We start from the raw sequence: 18,145 nt of genomic DNA, 5'->3' as shown, positions 1-18,145 counted from the left end.
CTAAATGGACTTCAAAAAAGCTACATTGATATAAGTATTTTTATATTATTTGTTGTTTTGAATATCCAATTAAGCGTATAGCGTTAAACTGGATGTTATTATACCTAAAATATAAAAGCATATATTATGTATATAAAATGAGCTATTATTCCGGCACACAATCCGGCAATGGTATGGCTTATTATGGCTTTTGACGTCAGCTCCCTCATATTTAAGGCATCCATCATTGCTACATGAGTGCTCAAATATCCGCTCCAGCACATTCCCATTGCAGTAAATACAGCTATTTCATTTTCACCGATAAGGTTTTCTTCTAAAAATTTTGGTACGAGGCCCAGAGCGGCACCTACGGCTCCCAAAGACGTAATTGGAAATGATATAGCCTCAGGGTGTTTAAATCCGAAGAGAGGATTTAAAATAAACTTCAATTTTTCTCCTATATATGGAAGAAGCCTGATTCCTTCGTAGGCTCCTCCTGTATACATTCCGTCGGGAGAAGGACCGTTGGTAAGCATCATTATAAACGTACAGATGATTACGACTCCCGGAATAATTGATAAACCCAGATTGACACCTTCTTTACCGCCGTCCAGCAACGACTCAAGAAATCTCTGAAATACACTTCCATTTCTTATTTCTCTGAATTCCATTATGTCATAGGAACTGTCATCTTTTGATGTTACATATTCTTCGGTACCGTAAATCCTTTTTGTATGTTTCATCATCAATCTTACGCTTATTATGCTTCCTATGGCTGCACTTATATTTCCTATAATAACCGGAACTAAAAAATTTTCTCCATCCTTTGCCTGAGAAATCATAAATGTTGATACAATCAATCCCATTCCGAAGGCTGTCCCAAGGTTTGTAATAGCCGGAAGCTGGTATTTTTTAAAATATTTTCTGAAATTGTTTTCACGGCCTAATGAAATAATTGCAGGATTATCGGAAAGGTATGTGGTAATAATTCCAAGGCTGGCTACTCCGGGCAGATCAAATAAAGGTTTGATAATTGGACTTAAAATTTTATTCATTATTGAAATAATTCCGAATTCGGATAACACGGCAGAAAAAGCACTTGCCAGTATTGCAACCCCCATAATGAAAAATGAAGTATTTAAGATAAGATCGTGGGCAGTAGCTATCATTGTCTTAAACGTATTAGTAGCACCCATTATACTTATAAAAAGAGCAAAAAAAACAATAATTCCAATCAGTAAAAGAAGTGATTCTTTGCTTACGGATTTTACAATAGTTTTGTTTTCCACGCCATCATCCTCCTAATTTTATATAAAAATTTATTAATAATGTTAGTTTCCGCTAATTCTATTTTAATATAGGTTATATGATTTTGTCCAAAATATTTAAAGAATTTAATAATTCAGAAAAATAGAGCAGGGTAGTAGTTTTATTATTACAAAATTTTTATTTTTACAATAAAGCCTGTAAAATATACTAATAATAAATTATAATAGACATAGAGCTATAGTATATTATGATTTTTTAAAGTGTAAAGTTTTGTTAAATAATATTTTGAGAGGTGGAATATAAAATGGTATTGGTTAATGCTAAGGAAATGCTGAATAAGGCCATGAAAGAGAAATATGCCGTGGGACATTTTAACATTAATAATTTGGAATGGACCAAAGCGATCTTATTAACGGCTCAAGAAAACAATTCGCCTGTAATTTTGGGAGTTTCTGAAGGTGCAGGGAAATACATGGGAGGATATAAGACCGTAGTCGGAATGGTTAATGGATTACTTGAAGAGTTAAATATTACGGTACCCGTGGCTCTGCATTTGGATCATGGCAGTTATGAAGGAGCCCTTAAAACTATTGAAGCTGGTTTTTCATCAGTTATGTTTGACGGATCTCACTATCCTATAGAAGAAAATATTGAGAAGACAAAGGAACTTATAAAGATCACAAGGGAAAAAGGGATTTCCTTGGAGGCCGAAGTCGGTGCCATAGGAGGAGAAGAAGACGGAAAAATTGGTGAAGGAGAATTGGCTGATCCTGCTGAGTGTAAAAGAATAGCCGATTTAGGCGTTACAATGCTGGCTGCCGGTATCGGAAATATTCACGGTAAATATCCTGCAAATTGGAAAGGACTTAATTTTGATGTTTTAGCTAAAATAAGAAAGATAACCGTAGATGTTCCCTTAGTATTACACGGAGGGACAGGAATTCCGGATGATATGGTAAAAAAGGCTATTTCTTTGGGAGTTGCTAAAATTAATGTAAATACCGAATGTCAATTAGTTTTTGCAGAGGCTACTCGTAAATATATCGAAGATGGTAAGGATTTAGTAGGGAAGGGCTATGATCCCCGTAAATTATTAGGACCTGGCTTTGAGGCTATTAAGGCAAAAGTAAAGGAAAAGATGGTACTATTTGGTTCTGTAAACAGAGCTTAAAGATTTTATAATAATGGCACTGCAAAGAGCAGTGCCATTATTGGTTAGACTTTTATTTTGCTACGTCTTGTTCTACAGTTGAAATGGAAGGCACGAAAGGTGTCTTATTAGGTCTGCCTGCTTCTCTTGATACGTAAGTAAAAAGTTCTTCATATATTGTCTTAGCCTTTGACATTGCATCTTCAGCAATGTCTATACCTAATTGTGTAGTATATTCGGCAGCCTTGGCTTTGTCCTTGTTATAGATTTCCAGCACTTTTTTGTCTGTTTTTTCTTGCTCGGCAATAAGATTATCTTCATAATCACTCCAGTATTCTCTTACGGATTTTCCGTATTTATCCCTATCAAGTTCTGATAATGTACTTAGACTTCTGAATATCCAATAAGCTGAGTCAGGACTGTAATTAGCTGTTTTTACTTTATAAGCTTTATGAGTATCGTTTATATTTCCGTAAGTAGGAAGATACACGGAATGTTCGGCATTCCCCATTGCCAGCCACATGATTCCTCCAAGTTCTGTAGGATATTTATCTTTTAGTTGAATTATGTGACATTCTGCTTGTCTTTCAGTTCCTATAGGACGTACTGTTTTGTTTTCGGGAAGATTTGCATCTATCTTAGTTCCTTCATATCTGTATCTTTGAAGTTCCATTAGATCTTTTAAAGATACTTTTTTATCCGGAGTTATAAATAAATCAAATACTTGTGAATCATAAGAAATATTTTTGCTTGGAGCCAACAAATTTTGTGCTCCCCAGAGTCTGTCTCTGTTTCCTTGCTCTAAAGGTTCTCCGTAGGATAGAGCAGTATGAAATTTACCTTTATATTCTTTATAAAATCCGTGGTTTTTTGCAAATGTTAAAAGATCTTTTGAAGCAATTACATTTTTACTATCCTGCAAATTAACATATCCTAACATATAACAATTGGGAAATACTGCAGCAACGTTTTCAGGAAACTTTATTGCCGCATATCTGTGGCCTGAGAGAATTTCCATATACCAAACTTCATTTTTATCAGCTATCACAAGTATATTTCCTTCTGCAGAGCCCTGTTTTTCAACTATTGAAGCTACAAGTTTTATTCCCTCTTTAGCTGTTTTCACTCTTGGCAGTACTATTGTCGGAATATTAGCTTCTCTTAATCCGTTTTCAACTAATGGATCATATTTTAAGACAGTATCATTGGGACTTGCGGAAACGGTTGCATCGATGCATACTCCATATTCATTGGATCCCACTTCTGCATAAATACCGTCCTCTTCTATTTCAGAATCTGGTACTGCTGTATATTTATAAGATACTTTAGGCTGAGGATATTTAAAGCCGGTTGCAGGGTCCTCAAATATGTCTGTTGACTTATATTCAGTCCTCGGATGTACAACGAACTGTTTTGTATGAGCGCTGTCTATATCTTCAGTTCTTCCTATAAGCGTGCTTCCGTCGGCAGAAACATCTTTTCCGATAATTGTTCCTGTACAAGCCAGGACTTGTGTGGCGGAACTCAAAATCATGATACTTACCATAATAACTGCTGCTATTCTTTTTTTCATATTCTAACACACCCTTCTAATATTTTTAGATACCAGAGATAGTATAATATATCTTTTTTATATTCGCAATAACCCTACGTTGTCAGTATTCCCATAAATCTTTGAAATTGCTTTGACAGAATAAAATTATTAACTTTTGTTTTATAAAAATCGGTCAAAGAATTAATATTTATAATATAATTTTATATTTATAAATATTAATGTTAAAAAGTATGCATTATTCTTTGTAAAAAAATAATATTGAAAAAAATTCAAAATTGTTGTAAAATAGAGTTGAAAATGTTTTCATTATATTAAAGTGATGAATAAATGGTGCTGCTTTGTTTATGTGATATGGTAAATAAAAAGACCATATCGGAGTAAATGAAAACCAGCGAATACAGGTAAGCCTGTTTTTCGCTGGTTTTTTATTAAAAAATTTTAAGGGAGGGTTACAGTATGATATTTAATTTATCACCTATCTTTGGCTTAGTACCATTAGTTATTTATATCATTTTATCATTTAAGGATATTAATCCTGTATTAAATGTAGCAATAAGTGTTATATTAACTGCTATTCTTACAAAGCAGCCATTTTCATCTTTTGGGGGAGTATTGGCCGAGTCGCTGGGATCATTTTTAGGTATGATAGGATTTATAATTATGTTAGGTTCAGGGCTTGGAGCAATTCTGCAAAAAACAGGTGTAGCTGAATATTTAGTTAAATCTCTGATGAAAAAAATAGGAGTTAACAATGAGAAAAAAGCAATATTAGCTACAATGATAAGCTCAATGGTTCTTGTATCACTTCTTGGTACATTGGCAGGAGCAAATGCAATTATAGCTCCTATCATAATCCCTTTGGTTGCAGTAATTGGTATAACTCCATCGACTGTTGCAACGATTTTTTTAGGGGCAGGCCTTACGGGAATGTTTGTAGGACCTTATACTCCGCAGGTAGTAACAATTATGGGGCTTACGGGTTTAAGCTATGGCCAGTATATATTGGGAGCGGGAATTCCGTTGGCTATTCTTGTATTGGTAATAACATATATATTTGCAAACAGAATTCAGAAAAAAACTAAAGGAATTTATGCCTATGAAAATGTGGAAAAAGTAGAAGAAGATTATGAAGCTAAGCAAGAAACCAAAAGAGCAACTTTGGCCTTTATTTTATCTATGACTGCATTAATAGTGTATGGTATAACTCTTCAAAGCGGAGCTTCATATGCAATATTGGTTATTGTCTTAGCGTCTGTAATAACGGGATTGGTGGGGAAATTAAAGCCCAATGATTTAATTGATACTTTTATCAAAGGTGCTTCCCGTATGATGTGGTTGTTTATCATGTTTATATTGTTTAATCCGTTTATTGAATTTATTGACAAAGCAGGGTCATTTAAAGCTCTTGTCTCATTATTAAAACCTCTTCTTAAATCACAAAACAAAGTGATATTCTCCATAGTAACTGCTTTGACAGGTATTTTTGGAGTTGGCGGTGCTGCGACTGCAGATAATATAGTAATGAATAATATGTTTAAAATTATTGTTAAGGATTTAGGAGTGTCTCCTTCTTTGTGGGCATTGATACTACTTGTTTCCGGACAAATTACGTCATTTGCATACCCTGAAGCGGATATGATTGGACAAATGGGGCTTGCAAGATCAAAGGATATGAAAAATTTAGTTAAATATGGGATAACCGTGACTGTATGTTCTGTAATACTTGCTGCAGTCAGAGCTATTTTCGATTAAAGGAGTGAATTTAGATGCTGGAAAACAAGATAAGAGAATTTATTAAAAATCAAAAAGGAAATGTAGCTGTTGCAATAAAGGATTTAAAAACAGGGAAGGAAATAAAAATAAATGAAAATCTTGTATTCCCTTCTGCAAGCACGATTAAACTTTCAATAATGTCGGAACTTTTTAATAGAGTCAATATGAGGTCATTAAATTTAAATGATAAGATCAAATTGACTGAGAACATGAAAACCGGCGGAGACGGTATCCTTAAAGAGTTAGAATTAGGTCATAAATTTACATTAAAAGAAATAATGACATTGATGATTATAATAAGTGATAATATGGCTACTAACATATTAATTGATTTGTTAGGCATGGATAATATAAATAAGAGAATAAAAGATATGGGACTCAAAAATACAAGACTTCAGAGAAAAATGATGGATTCTCAGGCTGCAAAGGAAGGCAGGGAGAACCTTACAACGGCTAATGATTTGTGTTTAATTTTAGAGCTTATATACAGAGGTAAGAACATAAATGAAGAATGCAGCCGTATGATGCTGGATATTCTAAAAAGGCAGCAGGTAAGGGGAAGACTGGATTTGTATTTGCCGGAAGATGTTATAATAGCCCATAAGACAGGGGATTTAGACTGTCTTGAACATGATGTGGGAATAGTATACCTTCCTCATAGGGAATATATAATATGTGTCCTTACCAATGAAACCGAGACTAATAAAGATGGGCGAGAGATAATAGGGAAAGTATCTAAAATGGTATACGATGAATTTTAGATGTTTAGCAATAAAATCAGTGATTGATGGATAAACCCATCAATCACTGATTTTATTATAGACAATTATATATGGTTATAGTAAAATAAAGTCAATATCATGAGAACCATTTTTTAATAAAATATATGTAAAGATAAATAAGGCGGTGCTTTAATATATGATTAAGGAAGATTATCTTATACGCATGATCAAAGATTTAATAAAAACCATTGCAAAATTCTTTTTCGGCAGCGATTCGGTTACTTATCAGTTGCCGGATGAGAGGGAATATACAGAAACGGATTATCTATATCAACAGTTGGTAGATATGATAAACCAGGGAGATATTAATGAAGCCGAGGATTTATTATATGAAAAACTTGATCCACAAAATAAAAAATATTTGGAATTAGGTTTAGATTTTTATTCAAAGTTAAATAACTTAACTGATGAATACCTGGCATCTCATAATTATAGCAGAGATGAAATTGAATTGGGGCTGAAGACGTTGGTAGAGAAGTTTGGAGATTCCGGACTGCTGACACTCTTTGAGAATTATTAACGTTCATATAAAAGGAAGGAATAAAATTTATTCCTTCCTTTTATACAGTTATATAGTTAACCTTCCATTATATTTTTAATTTTTTCGGCTACGGGCTTTCCGCCCACTTTGCATCCGTCTATAGATGCTTTTTCTTCCACGATAGCAGATGCCAATCCTTCACAGCCGGGATATCCGCATGCTCCGCAATTGACTCCCGGTAAACATTTCTTTATAGCTTCTATTCTCGGATCTATTTTTACTTCGAAGGCCTTTGATGCCAAGGACAACCCGATGCCAAATATAAGGCCCAAACTTCCCAATACTGCTACCGGCAATAATATTGTACTCATTTAAAATAACCTCCTATACTAATCCTTTAAATCCTAAAAATGCTATTGACATAAGTCCTGCGGTAATAAGGGCTATGGGGAAACCTTTAAGGCTTTCCGGGATTTCAGAAAGTTCCAGCTTCTCTCTTACAGATGCCATAAGTATCAAGGCAAAAGCAAATCCTACTGATGCGCCTATTGAATTAACTATTGTCTGTACTAAATTATAGCCTTCCTTAATATTTAATATTGCAACTCCTAAAACTATGCAATTAGTTGTTATCAAGGGAAGATAAACACCTAAGGCCTTGTATAATGTAGGACTTGTTTTTTTCATTACCATTTCAACAAATTGAACTAATGTAGCTATTACAAGTATAAAAACTATTGTCTGTAAATATTCCAATTTCAACGGATCTAAGATTAATTTTTGTATGAAATAAGTTATTATAGATGATAATGTTACTACAAATGTAACCGCAACTCCCATTCCCGCTGCCGTTTCCGTTTTATTTGATACACCTAAAAAGGGACATATTCCTAAAAAACGGGCTAGAACATAGTTGTTGACGAATATAGTACTTATCAATATTGTAAACAAATTCATAGAATTTCCCTCCTGTATATGATATTAAATATTGTAGGATTCTTCTTTATGTTTAACGTCTTTTTTATTTTCGTTTTTCTTTCTTATCAAATTAAAAATTCCTATTAGTGTTCCCAACAATATAAATGCTCCCGGCGGCATTATCAATATCAATGCAGGCTGAAACCCTTCTCCGAACAATGGTATCCCGAATATACTTCCGGCTCCCAATATTTCTCTTATACTTCCCAATATTACTAATGCTATTGTATATCCTATTCCCATTCCGAGACCGTCAACGATTGATTCTATTACTCCGTTTTTCGAGGCAAAAGTCTCTGCCCTTGCAAATATTATACAGTTTACTACTATTAATGGGATGAAAAGTCCCAATGCACTGTATATTGCCGGAGCAAAGGCTTTAAGAAACATATCGACCATAGTTACAAAAGTTGCTATTACTACGACGAAGGCGGGAATACGAACTTTATCGGGGATTACATTTCTCAACAAAGATATTACAAAGTTGGAACAAACCAATACCCCTGTAACGGACAATCCCATTGACAATCCGTTCAATGCACTTGTAGTTATAGCCAAGGTAGCACACATTCCGATAAGTTGCACGAATATCGGATTTTCCTTTATTACTCCATTGTAAAATATATTTGATAATCTCAAACTGTACACCTCCTTAAAGAATCATTCTGCAAATTTTGAATTGAATGTATCTATTGCTGTATTTGCACCTTTCACTACTGCCTTTGAAGTAACGGTAGCGCTTGTTATTCCCTGCACTTCATTGTCAGATGTGGGCTGAGTTTTTACTACGACTAACTCTTTATCTGTAGGTTTATCTTTAAATCTGTTTTGAAATTCGGGTTTGGTCGAATTGGCTCCAAGACCCGGAGTCTCTTCATGATTTAATATTTTTATTCCGGTTATTTTTCCCTCAGAGGATATACCTGTTATCATCTCTATTTTTCCGCCGTATCCTGAAACTGAAACTTTAAAGGTGTATCCTGCCAAACTTCCGTCTTCTTTTCTTCCTTCAAATATTTCTAATATTTCAGGATTTTTTTCTGTTATTTCCTTTAATTTATTATTCTCTATGGATTTAAAGGTTTCTCCCTGAGGAAGAGCTTCTTGCCTTGCCGTATCGTTAGCCAATTTGTCGGCTTCCGCTATTTTTGCCGATGTAATATTATTACTTATTGCAAGGACTATAGCACTTATTGCTGTTATCAAAAAAAGCGATATTCCAAGTTTCAACGTTTCTTTCATCCGTTAACCCTCCCAAAAACTTTAGGATTTGTAAATTTTTCAATCAATGGGGTAGCTATATTCATAAGTAATATGGAATAAGACACACCCTCGGGATATCCGCCTTTAGTTCTGATTAAAGCTGTTAGAAATCCTGCTCCTATTCCGAATACAATACGTCCTATAGGAGTAACAGGCGATGAAACATAATCCGTTGCCATATAAAAAGCTCCTAAAATTAGTCCGCCCCCGAGAATATGATATGGTATCATTTGACTTTCTACTCCAAATAACAGAAGGAATACAGCAGTGCTTAATATATATGATGCTGGTATCCTCCAATCGATTACTTTTTTTATCAATAAATATATAGCTCCTATAAGAAGTAAAATAGCCGATGTTTCTCCTAAGCAGCCTCCGGTATTCCCGAGAAACATATCCATCAATTTGGGAAGGGCATTTCCTGCTTCCTTCACTGTAGCCGACGCTGTTACATCAGCTGCTCCGTATTTCATTATCGCCAATGGAGTTGCCGAAGCAATTCCATCTGCAGAACCGGGCGATACAAAGTTAGTCATAATAGTAGGCCAAGATGTTAAGAGCATTGCTCTTGCCGCCAATGCAGGATTCATAAAGTTTGAACCCAAACCGCCAAAGAATTGTTTTACTATTATAATTGCAAATCCGGAACCTATAAAAGGTATCCACCATGGTGCCGTTGAAGGCAAATTAAATGCAATAAGCAATCCTGTAACAATTGCACTGCAATCATTTATGGTAATTGGTTTTTTAGCTATCTTTTGATAGAATGCTTCAAAGAATACCGACGAAATTACTGATACGGTTATTATTTTGAGGGCTCCTAATCCAAAATAATATATACTTCCTATTGCTGCTGGGAACAGTGCTATTATTACATCCAACATTGTCTTTTGAACCGTATTTTTGGACAATATGTGTGGAGATGATGTCACTGTAAGTTCATTTTTAAAAATATTGTCCATTTCTAATTCCTCCCATCATTTCTTGCTTTTTTTCTTTTTCCGGTAATTACTTTTTTTGCTAATCTTATTGACTCTACTAAATGTATCTTTGACGGACATACATAAGAACACAATCCGCATTCAATACAATCTAAGGCATGATATTCATCTGCCTTGTCATATTGCTTTTTTAATGAATACTTGCTTATATAAATGGGCTGCAATCTTACGGGACAAACTTCCAAGCATTTTCCGCATTTTATGCAAGGCAAAACCTCTTGCGGTTTAGATTCTTCTTCGGTTAAAACTAATATTCCGGAAGTTCCCTTTATTACAGGAACGTCATCGGTAACTTGGGCTATTCCCATCATAGGACCTCCCATTATTATTTTCCCCGGGTTTTTATTGTAACCTCCGCATTGATTTATAACGTCTTTAAAAGATGTTCCTATTTTTACTATAAGATTTTGAGGTTGCTTAACTCCATTTCCCGTTACCGTTATTATCCTCTCATAAAGTGGCTTACCTTCAAGAATTGCTTCGGCTATGGCGTTTGATGTTCCGGCATTATTCACTATTACACCCACATCCATTGGCAGTCCTCCGGAAGGTACTTTTCTACCTGTAATTACATTTATAAGCCTTTTTTCATCTCCTTGAGGATATTTGGTTTTTAAAAGTACTACCTCAATATTTTCTTCTTTTTCACAGGTTTTTTTAATGGATTTTATTGCTTCTGTCTTATTGTCTTCTATTCCGATATATCCTCTTTTGACTCCCAATACTTTCATTATTGCTTTTAATCCAAAGACTACATTTTCGGGTTTTTCAATCATCAATCTGGCATCAGATGTGAGGAAGGATTCACATTCCGATCCATTTAAGATAACTGTATCTATTTTTTTGTCCGGAGGAGGAGATAATTTTACATGAGTGGGAAATCCGGCTCCACCCATACCTGTTATTCCGGCTTTTCTGATTATATCCAATATCTCCTTTGGAGTCATATTTTCAAGAGAAGCATTAGAAACTATCTTTCCTTCTGATTCCTTTGTGCCATCATTTTCAATTATTATAGATTTTACTTTGTTTCCCGTTGGAGTTAATTTTGTTTCAATTCCTGCAACTGTACCTGAAATACTTGAATGTACAACTGCAGAAACAAATTCCTGTGAACTGCCTATAACTTGTCCCGCTTTAACTTTCTCTCCTATTTTTACTAAAGGTTCACAAGGAGCACCTATATGTTGCTGAAGGGGGATAACTACAAAATTTGGTTCCTTTGCTCTTTTTAAGGGGAGTAATTCTGTTTGTTCCTTGAAAGGAGGTATATGAATTCCGCCCTTAAAGGTTCGATTTTTTAGTTCCACATTTTCCACCTCTTTATTCATATTACAATTGAATTAAATAATAAAAGTTTCTTAAATATTTTGATCATATATTACTTAATTAGATAAATTATAGTAAAATAATTCACTAACGTCTTAATTATACCATATATTTTGCCATTTTGTATAAAATATCTAAATAGTCAAAGATAGTGCATAATAATTAAGTTATTTGTTGTTTGAGACGATTACTTTTGTGGGAATATTTATAAAGATGTTTTGAGGTGATTAAATGAAGATGATAAGGGTAATAAAAATAACTGATGGAGAATGAATTCCATCCGGGACAATAAGAGAGGGGAGAGAAAATGAAAAAATTTATATCATTAAGTTTAATTTTAGCATTATTAGTTTTTTCCGGATGTTCTAAAGGTACAGATAATCAAGCTGCGAATACCAATAAAGAAAGCAGCAGTACACAGGAATTAAAAGATGGCGATTATTTGATCAAAATGCCCGCTAATGATCATGGAATTTATTCCTTGTCTACCATGAAAGTTGAAAATGGGAAAATAACCGACTTTGATTATAATGAATATTTTTCTCAGACAGGAGAGGCTAAAAATGAAAATAATTATGAATACAAGGAAGGTTTGGAGGTAATTAAAAATTTAAATCAGCAGTTTACAGATAAGAAAAATTTAGATAATATTGATTATGATGCAGTATCAGGTGCTACAAGTACAAAAAGTAGTTTTAAAGATACGGTAGGAAAATTGTTGGAAAAAGCTGAAAAGGGAGAAACATATAGTCCTGTTTATAAAGACGGAGTTTATGAGGCAAAGGCTTCTGAACCAAATCACGGATGGCTTTCACAGATCAAGATTGTAGTCAAAAATGGGACTGTTACCGGGGTTGATTTTCATGATGTTGCCGTAGAAGATATGGATGGAACGAAGGCTGTATTAGATAAGGACGGGAAACCTGTAGTCGGGGATGATAATAAGCAGAAAACCGAGACTGTTAAAATTAAGAAAGGAGATATAAAATCTACGGAAAATTATGAGCATCTTCCTGCATTTGATACTATTACGGAATTTCAAAAACAGATAATTTATAATGATGGGGTAGAAAATTTAAAACTTGATGCAGTATCAGGTGCTACAAGTACAAGAGATACAATGATTGAATTAGCAAAAGAAGCTTTGAAACAGGCCAAATAATATTATGAGGTCCTGACTATAAGTTAGGGCCTTTTTTCAATAAATAGTGAGAAAGGGAATCAATATGAATAAAAAATATTTATTAGAATTATCTATAATTATACTTTCTTTTTCTTTGATATTTACGGGCTGCCATAAGGAAGAGAACAAGAGTATAGAAAAAACGGAATTTATGATGGATACTGTTATGACCATTAAGATATATGATAAGAAAGATGAAAAAACATTAGATAATGCATTTAAAAGGATAGCCGAAATTGAAAACAGGATGAGCAATACAATAAAGACGAGCGATATAACTAAGGTAAACAATAATGCGGGAATAGTACCTGTAAAAGTACATAATGATGTATACTATGTGTTGAAAAAAGCGAAATATTATGCCGAACTATCAAATGGTGCTTATGAACCAACAATAGGGCCCTTGGTTGATTTGTGGAACATAAACGGAGAAGGAAAGATAGAAAGAAGCAGTATACCTGATAAAAAGGATATTGAAATTGCCAGGGAGAAGGTAGATTATAAAAAACTTGAGCTTCTTGATAATAATCAGGTATTTTTAAAAGATAAAGGAATGAAATTGGATCTGGGAGGTATAGTTAAAGGTTATGCGGCAGACGAAGTTAAAAAAATACTTGAGGACAATGGTGTAAAAAAGGCTATAATAGATTTGGGAGGAAACATATATGCTGTGGGAAATAAGGGGAAAAATACTAAATGGAAGATAGGATTACAAAATCCCTTTGGGGAAACAGGAAGTTATGCAGGGATAGTTCAGGTAGAAGACAGCTCTGTGGTTACTTCGGGAGATTATGAAAGGTATTTTATAGTAGACGGAGTCAAATATCATCATATTATTGATGCCAAAACAGGGTACCCTGTAAACAATGAGCTTACATCGGTAAGCATTATATCAAATAAATCCATAGATTGCGATGCCCTTTCAACGACTATTTTTGTTTTGGGAACAGAAAAGGGAAAGAAATTTTTGAATAATTTCAAAGAGGTTGAATGTATTTTTATTAAAAAGGATAAAGAAATAATCTTACCTAAAAAACTTTCTAAACTTTTTTCTGTAGAAAATAAGGATTTTAAGTTAATTAAAGAAGAATATTAATCTGTAGTAAAGCGGAATCTTATAATTAAATATAAGATATAATATTGGATTGGAAGCGGGGGAAATATATAATGAAAATTTTAGAACTTAAATGTTTAAATGAATCTCAAGTAGCGGATATCAGAAACCTTGAACGTATTTGTCAACGATACGAAAAATTGAAGGGAGACTTATTTTTAGCAAATGAAATAAATTTTAATCATGAAATAAAATGTTTTTATTTATTATACGATGAGGATAGATTGATAAGTTGTTTAACTATGTTTGTCCCGACTTCCAAAGAAGCGGAGATATCTGCATATACCTTGCCTTCCCATAGAGGGAAGGGATATTTTGATACTTTATTGAATAGAGCTATCGAAGAATTAAAATTATATTCAATTTCCGATATACTTTTTGTTGAGGAGCCGAATGGCAATGATGCAAAGGGCGTTTTGAAAAAATTAAATGCTAAATATGAGTATTCGGAATATCTGATGGTATATAATCGAGAGTTCTTTAAAAACCAAAATACCAAATTAACTTTGCAGCCAATTCCCCAAGAAAAAATAGAAGATATGATATCTTTGAATACGGACATATTCGGAGGCAGTTTTGAGGATGAAAAAAGTATGATAATCAACTCAATAAATTCCCCTAAAATAATTTCCTATATGGCAATCTTAGGGGATGAAATTATTGGGACTTGTAATGTCAACTTAGAAGAGGAAGCTTCCATATTTGGATTGGGGATTTCTCAAAGATATCAAGGCAAAGGATACGGGAAAGAGATGCTTAATCTGTTACTGAAAATTCTCATAAATATGGGTATTAAAGATATAACTCTCGAAGTCGACAGTAATAACGGCAGAGCATATAATCTTTACATTAAAAGTGGATTTAAAATTAAAACCCGGTTTGATTATTACAGATATTCATAAAATGTTGTTTTTGATATAATTTACATTTAATTTATTTTTGCAAAAATTCTAAAAAGATATAGTTAAACAATTCAAGTTCATCATAAAAAATTCCGTGACCGCTATGTTGAAAAGGATATAATTGGGAACCTATTATTCCTTTGCTTAATATAAGGGCAAAATAATTGTTTTTTTGCTTTTAGGATCTAAATCATGAATTGCAATTCTTACATTTTTTTCAACTTCTATATAATGTACGGGTTAACCACTTCCTTTAATGATATTTAATATTATTTTATATTTGAATATTAAAAATGTTACTTTAAATAATTCCTGACATACAGATGTCAAGAATTGTTTGATATAATTGAAGTAAATACTATATAATCAGGCATTTCACGAAAGACGTATATATTGTTGAAAGGGGAGATATAAATATGGCTGTTGAAAAGTTGGATTACAAAAGGGAATACAAAGATTTATACTTACCAAAGGAAAAACCGGTTTTGGTCAATATACCTTCCATGAATTTTATCATGGTTGACGGAAAGGGAGAACCGAAAGATCAAGAATATCAGGAGGGTATTAAAATTCTGTATTCTCTTACTTTTACTATTAAAATGAGCGGAAAACAGAAAAAAGGATATTTTGAATATGTGGTACCGCCTCTTGAAGGGTTATGGTGGTGTGATGGAGGAAAATTGGATTGGAACAAGCCGAAATCTCAATGGTTATGGACTTCGATGATACGACAACCGGAGTTTGTAACTCAAGAAATATTTGAATGGGCCCTTGAGGAATGTAAAAGAAAGAAAACTTCTATAGATGTTTCAAAGGCAAGATTTGAAATATTTACAGAAGGATTGTGCGTACAAGCAATGCATATCGGAGCATATGATGATGAGAAGCGTACTATTGATAGGATATCTGAGTTTATCGTCAATAACCAACTGAAAGATATAACGGATGATATTCATAAGCATCACGAAATATATATATCTGATCCGAGAAGAACTAAGACTGAGAAATTAAAAACGGTTTTGCGTTTCCCCGTAGAAAAGTACGTTAAATGATTTAAATATAAGTTATATGGAAAATGTAAAGAAGGTATAAATTATGTATACAATCATTCCAATTTGTGATGAATTAAGAAAAGATGTAGTTGATTTTATATCCGATAATTGGGGTTCACCAATAATAGTTTCAAAAGGCAAAGTACATTTTGCAGATATCTTGGAAGGTTATGTAGCCGTTGAAAACGGGGAAATAGATGGTGTGATAACTTACAGTATTGAAAATGGTGAATGCGAGATAGTGTCTCTTGATAGTTTAGTGGAAAACCAAGGTATAGGATCAAATTTAATTAATAAGGTAATCGAAAAAGCTAAAGAAAATAAATGCAGGAGGGTCTGGCTTATAACGACTAATGATAATACTAAGGCCATAAGATACTACCAGAAAAGAGGCTTTTATATGAAAGAAATACATATAAACGCAATACAGAGATCAAGGAAACTCAAACCTCAAATACCATTATACGGTTTTGATAATATCCCTATTCTTCATGAAATTGAATTTGAGAAGATTATTTAAAAAATATTAAAGGCTGTTACATAACGAACCAAATAGTTCCGGATGTAACAGTTTTTTTAATTGAAAGCTCTTTTACGAAGATAGAGAATAAAAGTGGTTGTATATTTAATATAAATGTGATAAAATATTAATAATTTCGTAATAAAATTTTAACAGAACCTTAACAAACTGCTTTTTATATAAAAAAATGAATATATGATGTATAAAATTAAATTCAAACCAGATATTGGCATTAATATTATGCGAAATTGTTCATATTGTTATTTGACAATGTATATATGTTTATTGTATTATTAAAATAATTTCCAAATATGAAAATAAATTAAAAATAATAAAGGGTTTATATGGTTTTATTATTAATTTAAATGGTGGGTCAAGGATAACGAAAATACAGAAAATACTGAATTCTGCGTAAAATTAGTCTTTTCTTAACAATGGAATTATAAAATGTGGAATTCGTGTATTATAAATGGGTTTAACTAAATAGTGATGGGGAGTATAAATGTTTAAAAGAGTATTGTTAATTGGTTTAAGCATTGTTATGGTATTTGGATTAATAGCATGCTCTAAATCAGAAACACCACCGGCTGGTTCCACAGATGGTGAAGAAAGTAAAATGCATATTGGTATCGTTACCGGAATAGTATCTCAAGGTGAGGATGAGCTTCGTGGTGCTGAAGCCATGATTGAAAAGTATGGAGATGCTGATTCGGGAGGAATGATAAAGCATGTTACCTATCCTGATAATTTTATGCAAGAGCAGGAAACTACTATTGCGCAGATTGTAGGTCTTTCCGATGATCCTGATATGAAAGCAATTGTAGTAAATCAAGCTGTTCCCGGAACTGTTGCGGCTTTTCAGCAGATTCGTGAGAAGAGACCTGATATATTGCTTTTAGCGAATTCTTCTCAAGAAGATACAGCGATGATTGAAGGGGCTGCAGATTTGGTTGTTGACCCTGACAACATAAATCGTGGGTATCTTATAGTTCTTGCCGCTAAGAAAATGGGTGCAAAGACTTTTGTACACATTTCCTTTCCAAGACATATGAGTATAGAACTATTGTCAGTAAGAAGAAATATCATGGAACAAGCTTGTAAAGACTTAGGATTAAAGTTTGTATTTGAAACAGCTCCGGACCCAATGAGTGACGTTGGAATTCCAGGCGCACAACAGTTTATTCTTGAAAAGATGCCTGCATGGGTTGAAAAATATGGCAAGGATACCGCCTTCTTCTGTACAAATGATGCTCAGACAGAGCCGTTGTTAAAGAGGGTTGCAGAACTGGGAGCCATATTTGTTGAACCTGACCTTCCTTCACCGATAATGGGATATCCGGGAGCGTTTGGCATTGATCTGAAGGAAGAAGCGGGAGATTGGCCTGCTATTCTTAAAAAAGTCGAGGACGTTGTAGTTGAAAAAGGCGGAGCTAAAAGAATGGGGACATGGGCTTACTCCTATGGATATACAGCTACGGAAGCTTTAGTTGAATATGGTAAAAATGTAGTGGAGGGTACAATGGAGAAAGGTTCTCTTGAAGATGTACTCGATGCTTTCAGAGAATATACTCCCGGAGCTGATTGGAATGGTTCCCTGTACTATGATCGTGTTAACAAAGAAGATATTAAAAACCATGTGCTTGTTTATCAAGACACCTATGTATTTGGCCAAGGATATTTAGGAAATAGTAAAGAAGTTGTTCCTGAAAAATATAAGGATATAAAATAATATTTAGAAACGGTCCTTTAGGACCGTTTCTAAATATTATTATAACAAAAAAGGCTTCTATCGAAGCATTAATAAACTAAGGAAG

18 protein-coding genes are annotated in these 18,145 nt (G+C 33.6%); 10 read left to right on the top strand and 8 right to left on the bottom strand.

Annotated elements, in window-relative coordinates; genetic code table 11:
• Positions 1 to 104: 104 nt before the first annotated feature.
• Complete coding sequence (locus EQM13_RS09635; protein ID WP_071138538.1) at positions 105 to 1,268, bottom strand: CD0519/CD1768 family membrane protein; 1,164 nt, start codon at positions 1,266 to 1,268, stop codon at positions 105 to 107.
• Positions 1,269 to 1,552: 284 nt separating this feature from the next.
• On the opposite strand from EQM13_RS09635, the gene fba reads away from it, so the two are divergent.
• Positions 1,553 to 2,419, top strand: coding sequence for a class II fructose-1,6-bisphosphate aldolase (gene fba, locus EQM13_RS09630; RefSeq protein WP_071138539.1), 867 nt, complete (start codon positions 1,553 to 1,555; stop codon positions 2,417 to 2,419).
• Between the two features lie 52 nt (positions 2,420 to 2,471).
• On the opposite strand, the gene EQM13_RS09625 is transcribed toward fba, so the two are convergent.
• The gene (locus EQM13_RS09625; protein WP_128752525.1) at positions 2,472 to 3,971 is read right to left on the bottom strand and encodes a C69 family dipeptidase; all 1,500 of its coding nucleotides are present in this window, start codon (positions 3,969 to 3,971) and stop codon (positions 2,472 to 2,474) included.
• Between the two features lie 438 nt (positions 3,972 to 4,409).
• On the opposite strand from EQM13_RS09625, the gene EQM13_RS09620 reads away from it, so the two are divergent.
• The 3 genes from EQM13_RS09620 (at position 4,410) to EQM13_RS09610 (ending at position 7,028) form a co-directional block, all read left to right on the top strand.
• Positions 4,410 to 5,705 carry an SLC13 family permease gene (locus tag EQM13_RS09620; protein WP_114217640.1) on the top strand — a complete coding sequence of 432 codons (1,296 nt, stop codon included), beginning with the start codon at positions 4,410 to 4,412 and terminating at the stop codon, positions 5,703 to 5,705.
• A gap of 14 nt (positions 5,706 to 5,719) precedes the next feature.
• On the top strand, positions 5,720 to 6,487 hold the full coding sequence (locus tag EQM13_RS09615) for a serine hydrolase (RefSeq protein WP_114217641.1): 768 nt from the start codon (positions 5,720 to 5,722) through the stop codon (positions 6,485 to 6,487).
• A 157-nt stretch (positions 6,488 to 6,644) separates the two neighbouring features.
• Positions 6,645 to 7,028, top strand: a complete 384-nt coding sequence (locus EQM13_RS09610; RefSeq protein ID WP_071138543.1) for a DUF6483 family protein — start codon at positions 6,645 to 6,647, stop codon at positions 7,026 to 7,028.
• Positions 7,029 to 7,084: 56 nt separating this feature from the next.
• Here EQM13_RS09610 and EQM13_RS09605 read toward each other — a convergent pair whose 3' ends face one another.
• The 6 genes from EQM13_RS09605 to rsxC are packed head-to-tail and all read right to left on the bottom strand — an operon-like array spanning position 7,085 to position 11,541.
• On the bottom strand, positions 7,085 to 7,360 hold the full coding sequence (locus EQM13_RS09605; protein ID WP_071138544.1) for an RnfABCDGE type electron transport complex subunit B: 276 nt from the start codon (positions 7,358 to 7,360) through the stop codon (positions 7,085 to 7,087).
• Positions 7,361 to 7,373: 13 nt separating this feature from the next.
• A complete protein-coding gene (gene rsxA / locus EQM13_RS09600; RefSeq protein ID WP_114217643.1) occupies positions 7,374 to 7,946 on the bottom strand; it encodes an electron transport complex subunit RsxA in 573 nt (190 codons plus the stop codon).
• 24 nt (positions 7,947 to 7,970) lie between these two features.
• On the bottom strand, positions 7,971 to 8,606 hold the full coding sequence (rsxE, locus tag EQM13_RS09595) for an electron transport complex subunit RsxE (RefSeq protein WP_071138546.1): 636 nt from the start codon (positions 8,604 to 8,606) through the stop codon (positions 7,971 to 7,973).
• Positions 8,607 to 8,627: 21 nt separating this feature from the next.
• Entirely contained in the window at positions 8,628 to 9,209 is a 582-nt protein-coding gene (locus EQM13_RS09590) for an RnfABCDGE type electron transport complex subunit G (RefSeq protein WP_071138547.1), read from the bottom strand.
• Entirely contained in the window at positions 9,206 to 10,192 is a 987-nt protein-coding gene (locus EQM13_RS09585; RefSeq protein WP_128752524.1) for an RnfABCDGE type electron transport complex subunit D, read from the bottom strand. Before EQM13_RS09585 ends, EQM13_RS09590 begins: the two co-directional genes overlap by 4 nt.
• Positions 10,193 to 10,194: 2 nt before the next feature.
• A complete protein-coding gene (rsxC, locus tag EQM13_RS09580; protein WP_071138549.1) occupies positions 10,195 to 11,541 on the bottom strand; it encodes an electron transport complex subunit RsxC in 1,347 nt (448 codons plus the stop codon).
• 326 nt (positions 11,542 to 11,867) lie between these two features.
• On the opposite strand from rsxC, the gene EQM13_RS09575 reads away from it, so the two are divergent.
• The 6 genes from EQM13_RS09575 (at position 11,868) to EQM13_RS09550 (ending at position 18,060) form a co-directional block, all read left to right on the top strand.
• Complete coding sequence (locus EQM13_RS09575; protein WP_128752523.1) at positions 11,868 to 12,722, top strand: hypothetical protein; 855 nt, start codon at positions 11,868 to 11,870, stop codon at positions 12,720 to 12,722.
• A 64-nt stretch (positions 12,723 to 12,786) separates the two neighbouring features.
• Complete coding sequence (locus tag EQM13_RS09570) at positions 12,787 to 13,839, top strand: FAD:protein FMN transferase (protein WP_071138551.1); 1,053 nt, start codon at positions 12,787 to 12,789, stop codon at positions 13,837 to 13,839.
• 71 nt (positions 13,840 to 13,910) lie between these two features.
• Positions 13,911 to 14,759: a GNAT family N-acetyltransferase gene (locus tag EQM13_RS09565; RefSeq protein WP_128752522.1), complete on the top strand. Its 849-nt coding sequence runs from the start codon at positions 13,911 to 13,913 to the stop codon at positions 14,757 to 14,759.
• 416 nt (positions 14,760 to 15,175) lie between these two features.
• Positions 15,176 to 15,811, top strand: coding sequence for a GyrI-like domain-containing protein (locus tag EQM13_RS09560; RefSeq protein WP_128752521.1), 636 nt, complete (start codon positions 15,176 to 15,178; stop codon positions 15,809 to 15,811).
• 43 nt (positions 15,812 to 15,854) lie between these two features.
• Positions 15,855 to 16,331: a GNAT family N-acetyltransferase gene (locus tag EQM13_RS09555; RefSeq protein WP_128752520.1), complete on the top strand. Its 477-nt coding sequence runs from the start codon at positions 15,855 to 15,857 to the stop codon at positions 16,329 to 16,331.
• A gap of 502 nt (positions 16,332 to 16,833) precedes the next feature.
• A complete protein-coding gene (locus EQM13_RS09550) occupies positions 16,834 to 18,060 on the top strand; it encodes a DUF3798 domain-containing protein (RefSeq protein ID WP_128752519.1) in 1,227 nt (408 codons plus the stop codon).
• Positions 18,061 to 18,145 lie beyond the last annotated feature (85 nt).

The organism is Acidilutibacter cellobiosedens (assembly GCF_004103715.1).
Lineage (GTDB): Bacteria > Bacillota > Clostridia > Tissierellales > Acidilutibacteraceae > Acidilutibacter > Acidilutibacter cellobiosedens.
This window is presented reverse-complemented; position numbering and strand designations above follow the sequence as displayed.

What these genes read in the sequence shown, in the direction of transcription:
- EQM13_RS09555 (WP_128752520.1), top strand. Translation starts at nt 15,855, where the DNA reads ATGTATACAATCATTCCAATTTGTGATGAATTAAGAAAAGATGTAGTT.
- EQM13_RS09575 (WP_128752523.1), top strand. Translation starts at nt 11,868, where the DNA reads ATGAAAAAATTTATATCATTAAGTTTAATTTTAGCATTATTAGTTTTT.
- EQM13_RS09570 (WP_071138551.1), top strand. Translation starts at nt 12,787, where the DNA reads ATGAATAAAAAATATTTATTAGAATTATCTATAATTATACTTTCTTTT.
- EQM13_RS09585 (WP_128752524.1), bottom strand. Translation starts at nt 10,192, where the DNA reads ATGGACAATATTTTTAAAAATGAACTTACAGTGACATCATCTCCACAC.
- EQM13_RS09590 (WP_071138547.1), bottom strand. Translation starts at nt 9,209, where the DNA reads ATGAAAGAAACGTTGAAACTTGGAATATCGCTTTTTTTGATAACAGCA.
- EQM13_RS09605 (WP_071138544.1), bottom strand. Translation starts at nt 7,360, where the DNA reads ATGAGTACAATATTATTGCCGGTAGCAGTATTGGGAAGTTTGGGCCTT.
- EQM13_RS09550 (WP_128752519.1), top strand. Translation starts at nt 16,834, where the DNA reads ATGTTTAAAAGAGTATTGTTAATTGGTTTAAGCATTGTTATGGTATTT.
- rsxA (WP_114217643.1), bottom strand. Translation starts at nt 7,946, where the DNA reads ATGAATTTGTTTACAATATTGATAAGTACTATATTCGTCAACAACTAT.
- EQM13_RS09625 (WP_128752525.1), bottom strand. Translation starts at nt 3,971, where the DNA reads ATGAAAAAAAGAATAGCAGCAGTTATTATGGTAAGTATCATGATTTTG.
- EQM13_RS09560 (WP_128752521.1), top strand. Translation starts at nt 15,176, where the DNA reads ATGGCTGTTGAAAAGTTGGATTACAAAAGGGAATACAAAGATTTATAC.
- EQM13_RS09620 (WP_114217640.1), top strand. Translation starts at nt 4,410, where the DNA reads ATGATATTTAATTTATCACCTATCTTTGGCTTAGTACCATTAGTTATT.
- EQM13_RS09565 (WP_128752522.1), top strand. Translation starts at nt 13,911, where the DNA reads ATGAAAATTTTAGAACTTAAATGTTTAAATGAATCTCAAGTAGCGGAT.
- EQM13_RS09615 (WP_114217641.1), top strand. Translation starts at nt 5,720, where the DNA reads ATGCTGGAAAACAAGATAAGAGAATTTATTAAAAATCAAAAAGGAAAT.
- EQM13_RS09610 (WP_071138543.1), top strand. Translation starts at nt 6,645, where the DNA reads ATGATTAAGGAAGATTATCTTATACGCATGATCAAAGATTTAATAAAA.
- fba (WP_071138539.1), top strand. Translation starts at nt 1,553, where the DNA reads ATGGTATTGGTTAATGCTAAGGAAATGCTGAATAAGGCCATGAAAGAG.